19 protein-coding genes, 1 tRNA gene and 1 pseudogene are annotated in these 16758 nt (G+C 66.7%); 13 read left to right on the top strand and 8 right to left on the bottom strand.

Annotated elements, in window-relative coordinates; translation table 11 throughout:
• Positions 1-102 precede the first annotated feature (102 nt).
• The 7 genes from QE385_RS07005 (at position 103) to guaA (ending at position 5542) form a co-directional block, all read left to right on the top strand.
• Positions 103-381, top strand: a complete 279-nt coding sequence (locus QE385_RS07005; RefSeq protein WP_307100373.1) for a hypothetical protein — start codon at positions 103-105, stop codon at positions 379-381.
• A gap of 158 nt (positions 382-539) precedes the next feature.
• Complete coding sequence (rpsM, locus tag QE385_RS07000) at positions 540-908, top strand: 30S ribosomal protein S13 (RefSeq protein WP_307100371.1); 369 nt, start codon at positions 540-542, stop codon at positions 906-908.
• 95 nt (positions 909-1003) lie between these two features.
• On the top strand, positions 1004-1393 hold the full coding sequence (gene rpsK / locus QE385_RS06995; RefSeq protein ID WP_007405180.1) for a 30S ribosomal protein S11: 390 nt from the start codon (positions 1004-1006) through the stop codon (positions 1391-1393).
• A gap of 88 nt (positions 1394-1481) precedes the next feature.
• Positions 1482-2546 (top strand): DNA-directed RNA polymerase subunit alpha, encoded by a 1065-nt coding sequence (locus QE385_RS06990; RefSeq protein ID WP_307100369.1) that lies wholly within the window; start codon positions 1482-1484, stop codon positions 2544-2546.
• Positions 2547-2793: 247 nt separating this feature from the next.
• On the top strand, positions 2794-3216 hold the full coding sequence (gene rplQ, locus QE385_RS06985) for a 50S ribosomal protein L17 (protein ID WP_307100367.1): 423 nt from the start codon (positions 2794-2796) through the stop codon (positions 3214-3216).
• Positions 3217-3371: 155 nt separating this feature from the next.
• Positions 3372-3956 (top strand): hypothetical protein, encoded by a 585-nt coding sequence (locus QE385_RS06980; RefSeq protein WP_307100365.1) that lies wholly within the window; start codon positions 3372-3374, stop codon positions 3954-3956.
• 32 nt (positions 3957-3988) lie between these two features.
• Positions 3989-5542, top strand: a complete 1554-nt coding sequence (guaA, locus tag QE385_RS06975) for a glutamine-hydrolyzing GMP synthase (protein ID WP_307100363.1) — start codon at positions 3989-3991, stop codon at positions 5540-5542.
• Positions 5543-5649: 107 nt separating this feature from the next.
• On the opposite strand, the gene QE385_RS06970 is transcribed toward guaA, so the two are convergent.
• A tRNA-Arg gene (locus tag QE385_RS06970) sits at positions 5650-5726 on the bottom strand.
• A gap of 83 nt (positions 5727-5809) precedes the next feature.
• On the opposite strand from QE385_RS06970, the gene QE385_RS06965 reads away from it, so the two are divergent.
• A complete protein-coding gene (locus tag QE385_RS06965; protein WP_307100361.1) occupies positions 5810-6544 on the top strand; it encodes a queuosine precursor transporter in 735 nt (244 codons plus the stop codon).
• A gap of 300 nt (positions 6545-6844) precedes the next feature.
• Here the strand turns inward: QE385_RS06965 and purQ are convergent, their stop codons facing one another.
• Genes purQ through purC form a run of 3 tightly spaced genes read right to left on the bottom strand, consistent with a single transcriptional unit; the run spans position 6845 to position 8522 of the window.
• Positions 6845-7513 (bottom strand): phosphoribosylformylglycinamidine synthase subunit PurQ, encoded by a 669-nt coding sequence (gene purQ / locus QE385_RS06960; RefSeq protein ID WP_307100359.1) that lies wholly within the window; start codon positions 7511-7513, stop codon positions 6845-6847.
• Positions 7513-7743, bottom strand: coding sequence for a phosphoribosylformylglycinamidine synthase subunit PurS (gene purS / locus QE385_RS06955; RefSeq protein ID WP_042486357.1), 231 nt, complete (start codon positions 7741-7743; stop codon positions 7513-7515). The genes purQ and purS overlap by 1 nt, the downstream gene beginning before the upstream one ends.
• A complete protein-coding gene (purC, locus tag QE385_RS06950) occupies positions 7743-8522 on the bottom strand; it encodes a phosphoribosylaminoimidazolesuccinocarboxamide synthase (RefSeq protein WP_007405170.1) in 780 nt (259 codons plus the stop codon). The genes purS and purC overlap by 1 nt, the downstream gene beginning before the upstream one ends.
• Positions 8523-8821: 299 nt before the next feature.
• Between purC and QE385_RS06945 the strand changes: the two genes are divergently transcribed.
• The 4 genes and pseudogenes from QE385_RS06945 to QE385_RS06930 all read left to right on the top strand — a co-directional run bounded on the left by QE385_RS06945 (position 8822) and on the right by QE385_RS06930 (position 13393).
• Complete coding sequence (locus QE385_RS06945; RefSeq protein WP_307100356.1) at positions 8822-9211, top strand: hypothetical protein; 390 nt, start codon at positions 8822-8824, stop codon at positions 9209-9211.
• Positions 9212-9351: 140 nt separating this feature from the next.
• A complete protein-coding gene (gene parC, locus QE385_RS06940) occupies positions 9352-11604 on the top strand; it encodes a DNA topoisomerase IV subunit A (protein ID WP_307100354.1) in 2253 nt (750 codons plus the stop codon).
• A 111-nt stretch (positions 11605-11715) separates the two neighbouring features.
• A pseudogene (locus QE385_RS06935) lies at positions 11716-12498 on the top strand (diguanylate cyclase domain-containing protein); the annotation flags it as partial.
• Between the two features lie 130 nt (positions 12499-12628).
• Positions 12629-13393, top strand: coding sequence for a bifunctional diguanylate cyclase/phosphodiesterase (locus tag QE385_RS06930; RefSeq protein ID WP_307100352.1), 765 nt, complete (start codon positions 12629-12631; stop codon positions 13391-13393).
• On the opposite strand, the gene QE385_RS06925 is transcribed toward QE385_RS06930, so the two are convergent.
• The 4 genes from QE385_RS06925 to QE385_RS06910 are packed head-to-tail and all read right to left on the bottom strand — an operon-like array spanning position 13384 to position 16253.
• Positions 13384-14544, bottom strand: a complete 1161-nt coding sequence (locus QE385_RS06925) for a CCA tRNA nucleotidyltransferase (protein ID WP_307104611.1) — start codon at positions 14542-14544, stop codon at positions 13384-13386. The two genes, QE385_RS06930 and QE385_RS06925, sit on opposite strands and share 10 nt — an antisense overlap.
• The gene (locus QE385_RS06920) at positions 14532-15125 is read right to left on the bottom strand and encodes a CoA pyrophosphatase (protein WP_307100350.1); all 594 of its coding nucleotides are present in this window, start codon (positions 15123-15125) and stop codon (positions 14532-14534) included. The genes QE385_RS06925 and QE385_RS06920 overlap by 13 nt, the downstream gene beginning before the upstream one ends.
• Positions 15122-15694, bottom strand: coding sequence for a DUF1285 domain-containing protein (locus QE385_RS06915; protein WP_307100348.1), 573 nt, complete (start codon positions 15692-15694; stop codon positions 15122-15124). The genes QE385_RS06920 and QE385_RS06915 overlap by 4 nt, the downstream gene beginning before the upstream one ends.
• A 46-nt stretch (positions 15695-15740) precedes the next feature.
• Positions 15741-16253 (bottom strand): GNAT family N-acetyltransferase, encoded by a 513-nt coding sequence (locus QE385_RS06910; protein ID WP_307100346.1) that lies wholly within the window; start codon positions 16251-16253, stop codon positions 15741-15743.
• A 134-nt stretch (positions 16254-16387) separates the two neighbouring features.
• On the opposite strand from QE385_RS06910, the gene QE385_RS06905 reads away from it, so the two are divergent.
• A complete protein-coding gene (locus QE385_RS06905; protein WP_307100345.1) occupies positions 16388-16756 on the top strand; it encodes a dihydroneopterin aldolase in 369 nt (122 codons plus the stop codon).
• Positions 16757-16758: the final 2 nt, after the last annotated feature.

Here is a 16758-nt window from a genome sequence, read left to right as displayed (position 1 = left end):
GAGGTGGCAGGCCGAAGGCCTGACGGAGGGGTATCGCGCCCTCGATAGGGGTGACACCCTTCCGACGCGTTGCGCGCGCCACCTTCCCTTGCAGGGGAGGAGTTGCAGGCACTTGCCCGCTGGGCTCAGCGCTTTACACCCCGCAGCATGGACTCCCTTTCCTTGTTCGGCCTTGCCGCCGTCTCCTTCACCCTGGTCTGCTATGCGAAGGAATCGGGCGCGCATTGGTGGACGCTGGGCTTCGTGTTGGGATGCCTGGCGGGGTCGGCCTATGGCTTTTTGCAGGGGGCCTGGCCGTTCGGCGTGGTCGAGCTGGTCTGGGCTGTCGTGTCCTTTCGCCGATGGTTGGAATTGCGACGGATTCGGGAACCGATCGCTTGACAGTGGGTTTCGCGGGCCCTAACTGACCATCCTTCCACCACCCCCGGTTTCACGACGCGCGATCTGCGTGCGTCGCGCTTCCGCGTGGCGGAACCATCGCGATGAGATGGAGCATGTGCGGCCATGCCATGCTTCGTGGAGCTAGGAGAATAAATTTCATGGCACGTATTGCGGGTGTCAACCTCCCGACCAACAAGCGCGTATTGATCGCGCTGACCTATATCCATGGCATCGGTCCGGCCAAGGCGAAGGAAATCACCGCCAAGCTGAACATCGCCGCTGACCGTCGCGTCCAGGACCTTTCGGACCAGGAAGTGCTCCAGATCCGTGAGACGATCGACTCCGATCACACGGTGGAAGGCGATCTGCGTCGCGAGACCGCGATGAACATCAAGCGCCTGATGGACCTGGCCTGCTATCGCGGCCTGCGTCACCGCAAGGGCCTGCCGGTCCGCGGCCAGCGCACGCACACCAACGCGCGCACCCGCAAGGGCAAGGCGAAGCCGATCGCGGGCAAGAAGAAGTAATTCGTCCGGGGGACGAATTACTCCGCCGGAGGCAGGCTTGTGGCTGACCGCCCGCCGCTCTCCGCATCAGGATATCAGGTCAGGATTATCATCTAATGGCACGTGAACCGCAGCGCATTCGCCGTCGCGAGCGCAAGAACATCACCGCCGGCGTCGCGCATGTGAACGCCAGCTTCAACAACACCATGATCACCATCACCGACGCGCAGGGCAATGCCATTTCGTGGTCGTCGGCGGGCATGATGGGCTTCAAGGGCTCGCGCAAGTCGACCCCGTATGCGGCGCAGGTCGCGGCGGAAGACGCGGGCAAGAAGGCCGCCGAGCATGGCGTGCGCACCCTGGAAGTCGAAGTGAAGGGCCCGGGTTCGGGCCGCGAGTCGGCGCTGCGCGCGCTGCAGGCGGTCGGTTTCCAGATCACCTCGATCCGCGACGTCACCTCGATCCCGCACAACGGCGTGCGGCCTTCCAAGCGTCGCCGCGTCTGATGCTTCCCATGGCCGGCTGACGAGTCGGCCATGCCTCTCTCCACGGCTGGAACCGTCCCCGTTCCGGCCCATAACTCAGGGGAACCACGTGTCTGTCAACGCAAAGAACTGGCAGGAACTCAAGAAGCCCAACGCGCTCGAGAAAAAGGGTGGCGATGGCAAGCGGAAGGCGACGTTCGTTGCCGAACCGCTGGAGCGTGGCTTCGGCCTGACGCTGGGCAACGCGCTGCGCCGCGTGCTCCTGTCGTCGCTCCAGGGCGCGGCGGTCACCTCGATCAAGATCGAAAACGTGCTGCACGAGTTCTCGTCGCTGGCCGGTGTGCGTGAAGACGTCACCGACATCGTCCTGAACGTGAAGCAGCTCGCGATCCGCATGCAGGGCGAAGGCCCCAAGCGGCTTCAGCTGTCCGCGACCGGCCCCGCCACCGTCAAGGCCGGCGACATCGCCGTGTCGGGCGATATCGAGGTCATGAACAAGGACCTGGTGATCTGCCATCTCGACGAAGGTGCGACGCTCAACATGGAGCTGACCGCCGATATCGGGAAGGGCTATGTCCCCGCCGCGTCCAACCGTCCGGCCGATGCGCCGATCGGTCTGATCCCGGTCGATGCGCTCTACTCGCCGGTTCGCCAGGTGTCGTACAAGGTCGACCCGACCCGCGTCGGTCAGGACCTGGACTATGACAAGCTGACGCTCTCGGTCGAGACCGACGGCACCGTGACCCCGGAAGACGCCGTGGCCTATGCCGCGCGCATCCTTCAGGACCAGCTGGCGCTGTTCGTGCACTTCGACGACTCGGCGCTCACCCGCGCGGCCCCCGTGGGCCAGGCGGCGCTCCCGGTCGCCGGTGGCGAGCCGCAGAGCGACGCGCAGCAGATCAACCGTTACCTTCTCAAGAAGGTCGACGAGCTGGAACTGTCGGTGCGTTCGGCCAACTGCCTCAAGAACGACAACATCATCTATATCGGCGATCTGGTCGGCAAGACCGAGGCCGAGATGCTGCGCACCCCGAATTTCGGTCGCAAGTCGCTGAACGAAATCAAGGAAGTGCTGTCGTCCATGGGTCTGCGCCTGGGCATGGAAATCCCCGGCTGGCCGCCCGAGAATATCGAGGAAATGGCCAAGAAGCTGGAACAGGAGATCATGGGCTGATTTCGCGCCGGCGCAAGAAATTGCGCCGGAGACGAAAACAGCCCGGCCGGCGGGTCGCCCACGGGCGACCCGTTCGACGTCAGGATCGCGGCTTCGCCGTGATCCGGTCGGGCCGCTCCACCAGCTTCGCTGGTCCCCCTCCCCAAGCCAGCTTGGGGAGGATTTGAATAGGCGAAGGTGACGGCCTCAACGGTCACCAGGTCTGGGGTACCGTGACACGGCCCCTTAACGAACGAAGGAACTACCCATGCGTCATCGCGTCGGCGGCCGTAAGCTGCAGCGTACCTCGGCTCATCGTACCGCGCTCTTCCGCAACATGTCGGCCGCGCTCATCAAGCACGAGCAGATCACCACCACCGTCGCCAAGGCGAAGGAACTGCGTCCCTATGTCGAAAAGCTGGTGACGCTGGCCAAGAAGGGCGGTCTCTCGAACCGTCGTCTGGCCCATGCCCGCCTGCTCGACGACGCGCAGCTGGTGAAGCTGTTCGACGTTCTGGCGTCGCGCTATGCGGACCGCAACGGTGGCTATACCCGCATCATCAAGGCCGGCATCCGCGCGTCGGACGCCTCGCCGATGGCGATCATCGAGTTCGTCGACCGCGACGTCTCGGCGAAGGGCCAGGATTCGGGTCCGGTCATGACCGAGGAAGATTTCGACGAAGCCGCGTAATTTCCGCGCGTCTTTCGAGACACCTTCGAGAGAGGGCCGTGCCAGCGATGGCGCGGCCCTTTTTCGTATCCGCCGTTTCAAGCATGTTCAGCCAGGCGAAAGCCGGGATGTATAACGTTACGGGCGCGAATCGAGGGAGGCTGGGAATGCGTTGCATGGCGGTCGGGTGGATTCTGGCGGGTCTGGCGGGTCTGGCGCTTCCCCTGCCGCTCGCGGCGCAGAACGGGGCGTCTCCGCCCACCACGTCGACGCAGGTCGTGCCGGTCGCACCGTTCATTCCCACCGACCGCGAACGGCAATGGCAGACCCTGCAACAGCGCAAGCAGGCGGACGCCGTAGCCGGGGGCTTCGTCGCGGGCGCGCTGCTCACGACGGCGGTGGCGCTGACCGCGGGCAAGAATTTGACGCCCCATAGCGATTCGGGTGCGATCGATGTCTCCCGTCCGGTTCGTGCCGCCGAGGCGCCATCGCCCTATCGCGCGGAAACCGACGACGAGGCGGCGGTCCATGCCTGCGCCAAGGCGGCGGAAGGCGAGGGGCGGCGCAGCTTCGCGCTGGCGCAGGTCGGGCAGGTCCGCTCGGCCCATCCTCTGGGCAATGGCTATGACGTGCAGGGCGATGTGCTGCTGCGCACCAGTTACCGCGAGGCGGGCGAGAGCCGCGCCTTCCGCTGCCGCGTCGATGCGCAGGCGGTGCGGATGATCGCGATCGACGGGATTCAAACCCTCCCGACCCGGTAGCATTTTCCAGAAGACATCGCTATCGGACCGCCATGGAGCACCCCGACAGCATCCTCATCGTCGATTTCGGCAGCCAGGTCACCCAGCTCATCGCGCGCCGCGTGCGCGAGGCGGGGGTCTATAGCGAGATCGTTCCCTTCCAATCGGCCGAAGCGGCGTTCGCACGGATCAAGCCCGCCGCGGTCATCCTGTCCGGCGGCCCGGCTTCCGTGGTGGACGAGAATTCCCCGCGCATCCCGCAGGCGATCCTCGACAGCGGCCTGCCGATGCTCGGCATCTGCTATGGCCAGCAGGCGCTGACCCAGCAGCTGGGCGGCAAGGTCGAGAAGGGCGACAGCGGCGAGTTCGGCGAGGCCTTCATCACCGTCGAGGGCGATTGCGCGCTGTTCGACGGCGTGTGGAACACCGGCGAGCGGCACCAGGTGTGGATGAGCCATGGCGACAAGGTCACGGCGCTGGCGCCGGGCTTCCGCGTCGTCGCGACCAGCCCCGGCGCGCCCTATGCGATCATCGCCAATGACGAGCGCCGCATCTTCGCGATGCAGTTCCACCCCGAAGTCGTCCACACCCCCGACGGCGCCAAGCTGATCGGCAATTTCGTCCGTCACGTCGCCGGGCTTTCGGGCGACTGGACGATGGCCGAGTTCCGCGCCTCCAAGATCGCCGAGATCCGCGAGCAGGTGGGCAGCGGCCGGGTGATCTGCGGTCTGTCGGGCGGGGTCGACTCGTCTGTGGCCGCGCTGCTGATCCACGAGGCGATCGGCGACCAGCTGACCTGCGTCTTCGTCGATGGCGGCATCCTGCGTCAGGGCGAGGCCGAGCAGGTCGTCAGCCTGTTCCGGGGCCATTACAACATCCCGCTCGTCCATGTGGATGCGCAGGACCTGTTCATGAACGGCCTGGCGGGCGTCACCGACCCCGAGGCCAAGCGCAAGTTCATCGGCAAGACCTTCATCGACGTGTTCGAGGCGGAGGCCAAGAAGATCGGCGGCGCCGAATTCCTGGCGCAGGGCACACTCTACCCCGACGTGATCGAGAGCGTCAGCTTCACCGGCGGCCCGTCGGTCACGATCAAGAGCCACCACAATGTCGGCGGCCTGCCCGAGCGCATGAACATGAAGCTGGTCGAGCCGCTTCGCGAACTGTTCAAGGACGAGGTCCGCGTGCTGGGTCGCGAACTGGGGCTGCCCGACGTGTTCGTCGGCCGCCACCCCTTCCCCGGACCGGGCCTCGCCATCCGCATCCCCGGCGAGGTGACGCGCGAGCGTTGCGACATCCTGCGCAAGGCGGATGCGATCTATCTCGAGGAAATCCGCAACGCCGGGCTGTACGACGCCATCTGGCAGGCCTTTGCGGTCCTGCTGCCGGTGCGGTCGGTCGGCGTGATGGGCGACGGGCGGACCTATGACTCGGTGCTGGCGCTGCGTGCGGTGACTTCGGTCGACGGCATGACCGCGCAGGCGTTCGACTTCCCCGGCGACTTTCTGCCGCGCGTGACGACCAGGATCATCAACGAGGTCAAGGGCATCAACCGCGTCGTCTACGACTATACCAGCAAGCCCCCCGGCACGATCGAGTGGGAGTGACACGGCCCCGCGCCCCTGCCGGACAGGGTCGCGGCAACGCCGACCGACACGTCATGCAGCGCCTCGGCGAAAGCCGGGGCGTTTTGCTGTCTGTGATGGGGAGGGAGTGGCGCGCCCGGAGGGATTCGAACCCCCGACCGAGGAGGTAGAAGCTCCTTGCTCTATCCAACTGAGCTACGGACGCGCGGATGGCGGTGTCCCTAGCGTGGTTTGACCGCCAAGGGAATGGCGATAAACAACGGTCCGCACGGCTTTGAGGGGATCGTAATGAGCGGGGAACGGATGGTCGCGGGCCGCGATCTGGAGCGGTCGGCCTTTCGCTGGTTCGACTTCGTCATGGCAGCGTTCGTCACCATCCTGCTGCTGTCCAATGTCATCGGCGCGGGCAAGGTGGCGGTCATCACCCTGCCGCTGGTCGGGCAGTGGCCGTTCGGGGCGGGCATCCTGTTCTTTCCGCTCAGCTATGTCATCGGCGACGTGCTGACCGAGGTTTACGGCTATGCCCGCGCGCGGCGGGTCATTTGGGCGGGAACCGTGGCGCTGCTCTTCATGGCCTTCATGAGCTGGGTGGTGGTCAAGTTGCCGCCAGCGCCCAGTTGGACCAATCAGGCCGCCTATGAGGTGATCTTCGGCCAGGTCCGCCGGATCGTTTTTGCCAGCATCTGTGCCTTCTGGGCGGGCGAGTTCGCCAACGCCTTTGTCATGGCGCGCATGAAGCTGTGGACCGGCGGGCGGCATCTCTGGTCGCGCACGATCGGCTCGACGGTGATCGGGCAGGGGGTCGACAGCCTGATCTTCTATCCGCTCGCCTTCTGGGGTGCGGAGGGTTGGACAACGCATCTGGTGGTCGTCGTGCTGTTCACCCAATGGGTGCTGAAGGTGGGCTGGGAGGTGCTGTTGACCCCCGTGACCTATCTGATCGTCGGCGGGCTGAAGCGCGCCGAAGGGGTGGACGTATTCGACGAGGGGACCGACTTCACGCCGTTCCGGGCGCGGGTTTGATTTGGGCTCACGCTAAGACGCGAAGGGTTTTAGAGATTGGGTTCACGCGGAGGCGCGGAGACGCGGAGGTGATGTAGCCGGCGATAGCCGCCAATCTCTGCCATCGACATGCGTTAGAAGGGATAACGCCCGCAACGAGGCCAAACACCTCTGCGTTCTCCGCGCCTCCGCGCGAACCCAATATTCTTCGCGCCATCGCGGCTTCGCGCGAACAAAAAGGGGAAGCGAGTCGCCTCGCTCCCCCTTTGTCAGATGTAGTCCCGTGTCCTTCGACTTCGCTCAGGCTGAACGGGGGAGGGGTTAGGCCCCCACCATCTCCAGCAGGCCCTCGAACAGGCGGCGGCCATGGTCGCCGCCGTGCGCGGCTTCGATGCGGCGCTCGGGGTGGGGCATCATGCCCAGCACGTTGCGCTTCTCGTTCAGCACGCCCGCGATGGACCGTGCCGAGCCGTTGACGTCCTCGGCATAGCGGAAGGCCACGCGGCCTTCGCCTTCGAGGCGGTCGAGCGTGTCGGCATCGGCGAAATAATTGCCGTCATGATGCGCGACCGGGATACGGATCGTCTCGCCCTGCTGGTACAGCCGGGTGAAGGCGCTGTCGGTGTTGGCCACCTCCAGATCCACGTCGCGGCAGACGAAGTTGAGCGAGCGGTTGCGCATCAGCGCGCCCGGCAGCAGCCCGGTTTCGGCCAGCACCTGGAAGCCGTTGCACACGCCGAAGACCGGCGTGCCCTTGTTCGCCGACTCCACGACCGCGCGCATGATCGGCGAGCGGGCCGCGATCGCGCCGCAGCGCAGGTAATCGCCGTAAGAGAAGCCGCCCGGTACGCCGATCAGCCCCAGCCCCTCGGGCAGTTCGCTGTCGCCGTGCCAGACCATGGCCGGCTTGACGCCCGTCACCGCCTCCAGCGCGACGGCGAGGTCGCGGTCGCAGTTCGAGCCCGGAAAGACGATTACGGCGGTCTTCATCAGGCGCGCTCCACCCGGTAATTCTCGATCACGGTGTTGGCGAGGAGCTGGCGGCACATCTCGTCGATCTGCGCGTCGGTCGTCGCGTCGGCGACCTCCAGCTCGATCAGCTTGCCCGCGCGGACGTCGTTCACGCCCGCAAAGCCCAGGCTTTCCAGCGCGTGGTGGATCGCCTTGCCCTGCGGGTCGAGCACGCCGGGCTTCAGGGTGACGAAAATCTTCAGCTTCATTACTTGCCCCGGCTCTTGCGGTGTTCTTCGAGGTCGAGGACGGCGGTGTCGCCCCCCTCGGGCAGCAGGCCCAGACGGCGTGCCACTTCCTGATAGGCTTCCACCTCGCCGCCCAGGTCGCGACGGAAGCGATCCTTGTCCAGCTTTTCGTTGGTGGTCATGTCCCACAGGCGGCAGCCATCGGGGCTGATCTCGTCGGCCAGGATGATGCGACCGAAGTCATTGTCCCAGATGCGGCCGAATTCCAGCTTGAAGTCGACCAGGCGGATGCCGATCGCGGCGAACATGCCCGACAGGAAGTCGTTCACGCGGATCGCCAGGTCGGCGATGTCGTGCATCTCTTCCTGGCTGGCCCAGCCGAAGCAGGCGATATGCTCGTCGGTGACCATCGGGTCGCCCAGCGCATCGTCCTTGTAATAATATTCGATGATCGTGCGGGGCAGCTTCACGCCCTCTTCGATGCCCAGGCGCTTGGACAGCGAGCCCGCCGCGACGTTGCGGACCACGACCTCGATCGGCACGATCTCGACCTGGCGGATCAACTGCTCGCGCATGTTCAGGCGGCGGATGAAGTGGGTCGGCACGCCGATATGGTCGAGCATGGTGAAGACATGCTCGGAGATGCGGTTGTTGAGCACGCCCTTGCCGTTGATCGTGCCCTTCTTCTGGGCATTGAACGCGGTGGCGTCGTCCTTGAAATACTGGATCAGCGTGCCGGGCTCGGGGCCCTCGTACAGGATCTTGGCCTTGCCTTCGTAGATTTGGCGGCGGCGAGCCATGCGGCGGTCCCCTGAAATGAGTACAGCCCCGGTGCCCCACATGCTGAGGCCCGAGGCGGGATGGCGCGGCCTATAATCGAAGGTGCGGGCGGGCGCAATGGAGGCGTGCGGCCTTGCGGTGCGGACAGGCTCCTTCCGTCGTGCAAGCAACGAAAGGGGACTGGAAGATGAAGGTCACGTAATGTCCCAGCCATGATGGACATGATTTTCACGGTATATGAAAAAACGGTAAGGTAGAAAGTATAGGAAACCGATCGTCCAAGTCATGGGTTCTGTCGATGCTTGCAAAGGAGGAAGTCATGAACAAGCTGATGATCGGTGTTGTTGGTGGGGCTCTGATGCTGACGGCGGGTGCTGCCGTGGCGCGGCCGATGCACATGGCGCAGGCGCCGCTGGTCTATGAACAGGCGCGTGTTCCGCTGGCCAATGGCATGGAGGCCATCGCGGTGGTCAAGAACGGCAGGACGGAGCGCACCGTCGCGTGTCGCGATACCGCCGATGTCCTCGCCACCTTCCGCCCCGAGGCCATCGCCTTCGCGCCCGGCCATAATGCCAAGGGCAAGGCCGTGACCGATGAGGAAGTCGCCGGGGTCGAGACCTTCACCCCCGTCGCGTTCCAGAACTGCACGGTCGCGGCGGGCAACCACTTCACCCAGGACGTCAACCAGGCGCAGGCGAACCACGCCTGACCGGGATGGTCGCAAGGCAGGCGGGCGCGGCGCTCCCAACGTGCCCGCCTTGCCCCAGCGATCCTGTCCCCGGTGATTTGTTCACTTTTTGATCCGCCCGATTGCCCCTGCGCGCATCGCTTGCTAGAAGCGGGGCTCCCATGGCGATCGATCTCCGCGACAATCCCCCCGTCGGCATCTTGGATGCCCCCTTCGACAGCGCGCTGTCCGAACGGTATCTGGTCTATGCGCTGTCCACGATCACGGCGCGCTCGCTGCCCGATGTGCGCGATGGCCTGAAGCCGGTACATCGCCGGTTGCTATGGGCGATGCGGCTGCTCAAGCTCGACCCGGCGGCGGGCTACAAGAAATGCGCGCGCGTCGTCGGCGACGTGATCGGTAAATATCATCCGCATGGCGACCAGTCGGTCTATGACGCGATGGTCCGTCTCGCCCAGGATTTCGCGCTTCGCTATCCGCTGGTCGACGGGCAGGGCAATTTCGGCAATATCGACGGCGATAACGCCGCCGCCTATCGTTATACCGAGGCGCGGCTGACCCAGATCGCGATCGACCTGATGGATGGGCTGGACGAGGATGCCGTCGCCTATCGCCCGACCTATAATGGCGAGGAGCAGGAGCCCGAGCTGTTCCCCGGCCTGTTCCCCAATCTGCTGGCCAATGGCGCGAGCGGGATCGCGGTCGGCATGGCGACCAGCATCCCGCCGCACAACGCCGCCGAGCTGCTGGAGGCCGCGATCCTGCTGGTCGATCGGCCCGATGCCGATGACGATGCGATCCTGGCGCTGGTCAAGGGGCCGGACTTCCCGACCGGCGGCATCGTCGTCGATGCGCCCGCGATCTTGCGCGAAAGCTACACCACCGGGCGGGGCGGCTTCCGCGTCCGCGCGCGCTGGGAGATCGAGCGCGAGAAGGGCGGCGGCTGGCAGATCGTCATCAGCGAAATCCCCTACGGCGTCGCCAAGGGCAAGCTGATCGAACAGATCGCCACGCTCATCAACGACAAGAAGCTGCCGATCCTGGCCGATGTCCGCGACGAATCGGATGCGCAGGTCCGCATCGTGCTGGAGCCGCGCGCGCGCACCGTCGATCCGCAGGTGCTGATGGACGGGTTGTTCCGCTTCTCCGACCTGGAGACGCGGATCAGCCTGAACCTCAACGTGCTGGACAAGGACCGCACCCCGCGCGTCATGTCCCTGCGCGAGGCGCTGGCGGCCTGGGTCGAGCATCAGTTCGTGGTGCTGCGGCGGCGTTCCGAGCATCGGCTCGGCAAGATCGCCGACCGGATCGAGCTGCTCGACGGCTATCTGGTCGCCTATCTCAACCTCGACCGGGTGATCGAGATCATCCGCACCGAGGACGAGCCCAAGGCGGTGATGATCGCGGAATTCCGTCTGACCGATCGTCAGGCCGAGGCGATCCTCAACATGCGCCTCCGTTCGCTGCGGCGGCTGGAGGAGTTCGAGATTCGCGGCGAGCGCGACAAGCTCGACAAGGAGCGCGAGCAGCTCACCCTGCTGCTCGGCTCCGAACAGCGCCAGCGGACGCGAATGAAGAAGGATCTGGGCCGGATTCGCGACCGCTATGGTCCCGAGACCGCGCTGGGCGCGCGCCGCACGCTGATCGAGGAGGCCGCGCCGACCCGCGACATCCCGCTGGAGGCGATGATCGAGCGCGAGCCGATCACCGTCATCCTGTCGCAGCGCGGCTGGATTCGCGCGATGAAGGGGCATGTCGACCTGGCCTCGGCGGATACCGCCAAGTTCAAGGAAGGCGACGGCCCCGCTTTCGCCTTCCATGCGCAGACCACCGACAAGCTGTTGCTGGCGGCGGCGAATGGGCGGTTCTTCACCCTGGCCGCCGACAAGCTGCCCGGCGGGCGCGGCTTCGGCGAGCCGGTGCGTGCGATGATCGATCTGGACGGGTCGATCGGCATCGTCGGCTTCCTGCCCGCCGCGCGCGCGGCCAAGCTGCTGGTCGCCGCCTCGGACGGGCGCGGCTTCGTCGTGCCGACCGCCGACACCATCGCCGAGACGCGAAAAGGCAAGACGGTGCTGACGCCACGCGCCGGAGCGGCGCTGAAGGTCGTGCGTCCGGTGGGGGCGGACGATGATTATGTCGCGGCGATCGGCGACAATCGCAAATTGCTGGTCTTCCCGCTGACCGAGTTCGTCGAACTGTCGCGCGGCACCGGGGTCCAGCTGCAACGCTATCGCGACGGCGGCCTGTCCGATGCGACGACCTTCGTCTTCAAGGACGGGTTGAGCTGGCCGATGGGCGGCGAGACGGGGCGCGTGCGGACCGAGGCCGATCTGTCCGCCTGGCGGACCGCGCGCGGGGCGGCGGGGCGGATGCCGCCGACCGGCTTCCCCCGCGATAATCGTTTCGATTGACCGCGCCCGATCGACGGCGTGTTTCCGATTATGGCGGACTGAACCGTTTACGGGATCAATTTCGCTGAAATTTTAGGGGGTTTTAACGATCGGCCGATAAATGGTCGGTAGATGGCTTCGACCGTTTATCCAATCTCGCGACCCTTGCCGCGCCCAATCGCGACTCTGACGTCGTGCGCAGTCGAGATCATGGCGATCCCGGCGGCGGAAATCGCGATGCGCGCGGATGGGCCCGGCATCGTCACGGTCAACGCCCCCTATCGACGTGCCGGTCTGACCGAGGCGCGGTCCGATGCACTGATCATGGCCGAGGTGACGAAGCGAATCGGCGATCTCCAGAGCCTGGGCGGCAAGTCGATCGAATTCCCGCTGGCGCTTGGCGAAGCCATCGACTGCCGGTATTTTCAGGTCACGCTCGCCCGCTCGGCGGAGGAACGCGCGGACCAATATGTCCTCATGCTGGTCGACCAGACCGCCCAGCATCATACCGAGCGCAGCCTGCGGCGCGAGATGACGACCGACAGCCTGACCGGACTGCCCAATCGTCAGGGATTCGGCGACCTGATCGAGGCGATGATGGCGACCGGCCATTCGCATGCGGTGCTGGTCATCGATCTCAACCGCTTCGGTCGGCTGAACGCCTGTATGGGCTCGCTGGTCGGGGACGAACTGCTGATCACCGTCGCACGCCGGTTGAAGGGGGCGCTGCGGTCGCGCGACTCGATCGGGCGGATCGGCGGCAATGAATTCGGCATCCTGATGATGATCGACGAGAGCGAGGACGAGGCGCATGTCTTGGCCGACCGGATCGACCGCGCGCTGCGCTCGCCCTTCCGGCTGACCGATTACGAGGTGAATGTCGAGGCGTCGGTGGGCATCGCCTTCAACGCCGACGACGATGGCGACGGCGATGCCGAGGAGCTGATCCGCCACGCCCAGTTCGCGGTGAAAACGCGCCAAGGCGGCGGGTCGGACCGAGGTCTATCACCCCCAGGCCTTCACCATCGCGCGCGCCCAGTTCGCGATGGAGACCTCGCTGCGCCGCGCGATCGAGCGCGAGGAACTGCATCTCGCCTATCAGCCGATCTGCGATCTTTCAACGGGCCGCATGGTCTCGTTCGAGGCGCTGGCGCGGTGGCGCGATGCCGAGGGGTGCGACCATTCCCCGGTCGACTTCATCCCGGTCGCCGAGGAATCGGGGCTGATCGTGCCGCTTGGCCGCTGGGCGGTGCAGCAGGCGACGATGCAGCTGGCCGAGTGGGACCGTATCGCGGGCGGGTCGTGCGGGATGCGGATGTCGGTCAACGTCTCGGCGATCCAGCTTCAGCGCGATGCCATCCCGGCCGTGATCGACGGCGCGCTGGGCAAGGCCGGGATCGCGGGCGACCGGCTGACGCTGGAGCTGACCGAAAGCGCGATCGTCGGCGATCCCGACGGCGTGACCATGATCATGGAGGGGCTGAAGGAACTCGGCACGACGGTGGCGATGGACGATTTCGGCACCGGCTATTCCAATCTCGCCTATCTCCAGAAACTGCCCATCGACATTCTCAAGATCGACCGCAGCTTCGTGAACGGCATGCTGGCCGACCGCGACAAGATCGCCATCGTCCGCGCGATCATGGGTCTGGCGCAGGCGCTGGGCATGAAGACCACCGCCGAGGGGATCGAGACGATCGAACTCGGCCAGACGCTGGCGGCGCTGGGCTGCACCTATGGCCAGGGCTATCTCTATGCCAAGCCGCTCGACCCCGAGGCGGCCTGGGCGATGATCGCGGCTCAGGCCTGAGCCACCGCCGCATCGGCCAGCTCGGCGACCCGGCCCGCGTCCGGAAAGCCCTCCGCGATCCACCGGGTCTCCACCTGACGCAGCAGCCGCGCGACATCGGGGCCCTTGCGCACGCCGCGCTCGACCAGCGCCCCGCCGGTCAGCGGCAGGGCAGGGGGCGTCCAGTCGCGGATCGCCGCCACCGATTCGCCCGCCAGCAATAGCCGGTCGACCGCGCCGGTCGTGCCCACCCGGTATGCCAGCGCATGGGGCCCCTCATCGCCCGGCCCGGCGGTCGCGGCGATCAGGCGCTTGCGGTCCAGATTGGACAGCTTCAACCGCGCGCCCACCGGCTCGGCGGCCTCGGGGGGCAGCAGCGCAGCGAGGCGGCGGATCGGGTCGGGGGCGATCCCCGCCGCCGCTTCCGCTTCGGCGAGGCGGGCCAGCCGGTCGGCCCCGGCGCGATCGATCTCGGGGATGACCGCGCGGAAGATGCCCTGTTCGACCATCAGCGCCACCACCGGCACCGCGCGCGCCGCGACCAGCAGCTTCAGCAATTCGGCCGCGATCCGTTCGCGTGACAGCGCCATCAGGTCGTTGGCGCGCTGCGTACAGGCGTCCAGCCCGGCCTGGTCGATCGCCTGGCCGAAGCGTGCGTGAAAGCGGAAGAAGCGCAGGATGCGGAGATGATCCTCGGCGATGCGCTGCAACGGATCGCCGATGAAGCGGACCCGCCCCGCCTTCAGATCGTCCAGCCCGCCGAAATAGTCGAACAGCTCGGCCGTCACCGGATCGGCATAGAGCGCGTTCATCGTGAAGTCGCGCCGCGCCGCATCCTCGCGCCAGTCGTCGGTGAAGGCGACGACGGCATGGCGGCCATCGGTCGACACGTCGCGGCGCAGCGTCGTGACCTCGACCGGGCCATCGGGCAGGACGGCGGTGATCGTGCCATGCGCGATGCCCGTCGGCACCGGCTTGAACCCCGCCTCGCGCACGCGCGCGATGACCGTCTCAGGCGACAGCGGCGTGGCGAGGTCGATGTCCGCCACCGCCTGGCCCAGCAGCGAATCGCGCACCGCGCCGCCGACGAACCGCGCCTCCAGCCGCTCGGCCAGCGCGATCAGGTCGCCTCGGTCGGTCCAGGGGGCGGTGGCAGCCGTCATGCCGCCCATTGCAGCCGCCGCGACAGGTTGACGATCATCGCGGCTGTCGCGCCCCAGATGCGCCGGTCGTTCCATAATATCTCGTAAAAATGACGGGTTTGCCCGCGCCAGGGTGCGCTGACCCGGCGGTGATGGGCGGGATCGAGGACATAGGCGAGCGGCACCTCGAACAGGTTCGCCACCTCCGCCTCGGATGGATACAGGGTCAGGTCGGGCGGGATGACGCCCAGCACCGGCGTCACCTCGAACCCCGTGACGGTGCGATAGCGGTCGGCGAGCCCGACCACCGTCACCGCGTGCGGCGACAGGCCGATTTCCTCCTCCGCCTCGCGCAGCGCGGTGGCGACCAGATCGACGTCACCCGGATCGGCGCGGCCGCCCGGAAAGGCGATCTGCCCGGCATGGTTGCGCAGATGCTCGGTCCGCTGGGTCAGGACCAGGCCCGGCTCGGCGCGATCGGTCACGGGCACCAGCACCGCCGCGGCGGTGGGTGTCGCGGCGGTTTCGGGCAGGATGTCCCCGTCGCCGGTCAACAGGTCGGCAACGGGTATCCGCGCCATCGCCTGTGCCAGCCTTTCGGCCAGCGTCATGCGTCGGTCGCGGGCGCGATGGGAAAGAAGGCGCCGTCGCTCCACAGACCCGGCGGCGTGTCGCCCCCCGCCAGCGCCCGTTCGGCCAGTTCGTAATAGACCGGCCGCGCGATCAGCGCCTCCAGCCCGTCGCGGACATGCAGATAGGGGCGGGGGCCATCCTCGCCCTCGGCGAAGCGCAGGCCATGCGCGGGGCCCGCCGCGACAAGGTCTCCGGTGTTGAGCTGGAAGGTCAGCCGCGCGTCGCGGCCCTCGCCCTGCGCCTTGAGCGTCACCGCGACGAAGGGCGCATCCTCGACCGCAATGTCGAGCTTTTCGACCGGCGTGACCAGGACGTGGCGGCCATCGGCTTCGCGGCGCAGGATGGTCGAGAACAGCCGGACCATGGCGGGGCGGCCGATCGGGCTGCCCTGATGATACCAGGTGCCGTCGCGGGCGATCCGCATCTCGCTGTCCCCGCAATGGGTGGGATTCCATTGCGAGACGGGGGGCAGCTTCTGCGCCTCCATCGCGCGCACGATTTCGGCGAGGCTGAGCGAGGACAGGTCGGGGGGCGGCGCCATGGGCATGATCGGTCTGAGTTAGGGACGCGAGGCGCGCAGGTAAAGCCCGGCCTCAGCCCGCGGCGCTCAGCATGCCGGGACAGGCCGGCACATCGGGGCCGCGGGCCAGCAGCCGATGCCGCTCGACCGGGCCGGGCAGTCGCCAGTCCGCCGTCCGGTCGGCGGTGAAGCCGAAGAAGCGGCCATAATATTCCGGGTCGCCGATCAGCATCATCGCGCGGTCCAGCCCCTGTTCTGCGGCGGCGGCGAGCATGTGCGCCAGCAGGCGACGTCCCAGTCCGTCCCGCTGATGATCGGGGGCGACCGCGACCGGGCCGACCATCACCATGGGATGCACCCCGCCCGCATCGTCGGCGAGCGCGACCGGCCAGCACTGAATCGAACCCAGCAGCGCGCCGTCCTCGTCCAGCGCGGCAAAGCAGAGCGAGGCGATCGCCGCGACGGTCCCGCGCACCTTATAGGCGGTCCGCGCCTGGCGCCCCGGCGGAAAGGCGCGGTCGAGCAGCGCCTCCACGGCGGCGGGATCGACCCTGTCGAGCGGAACAAGGGCAGTCGTCTCGGTCACAACGGGTGGGGTCCGATCGCGGCAGAAGGAGAGGGGAGAATGCGCGCGCCCTTAATCCGCTCCTCGGCGGATGCAAAGCCCCGCGGCTCCGCGCCGCCACTTCCCTTGCGCGCGGGCTCTGCTAGAGCCCTGGCATGGAAGACCGTCTCCAGCTCGAAGTCCACGACCTCGAAGTCCAGGTGCTGACCGGCATCTACTCCGAGGAAACGCATCTGCCGCAACCGCTGCGCATCTCGCTGACCGTCGATCTCGACTGTCCCGCCCATTATGCGCCCGACACGCCGCTGGGCGAGTCGAAGAATTATCTCGACCTGAAACATGCCGCGACGCAGTTGCCCGAAGGTGTGCATTTCACGCTGATCGAGGGGGTTGCGGACCATATCTGCGACACGCTGTTCCTTCAGGACAAGCGGGTTCGGCGCGTGAAGGTGAAGATCGTGAAGCTGGCCATCGCCGAGGATGGCGAGGCGATCGGCATCACGCTGGTCCGCCACCGTCGCTGATC

Origin of the sequence: Sphingomonas sp. SORGH_AS_0950 (genome assembly GCF_030818415.1) — a bacterium.
Classification (GTDB): domain Bacteria; phylum Pseudomonadota; class Alphaproteobacteria; order Sphingomonadales; family Sphingomonadaceae; genus Sphingomonas.
The sequence above is the reverse complement of the archived record's forward strand: the minus strand, read 5'-3'. Positions and strand labels throughout refer to the sequence as shown.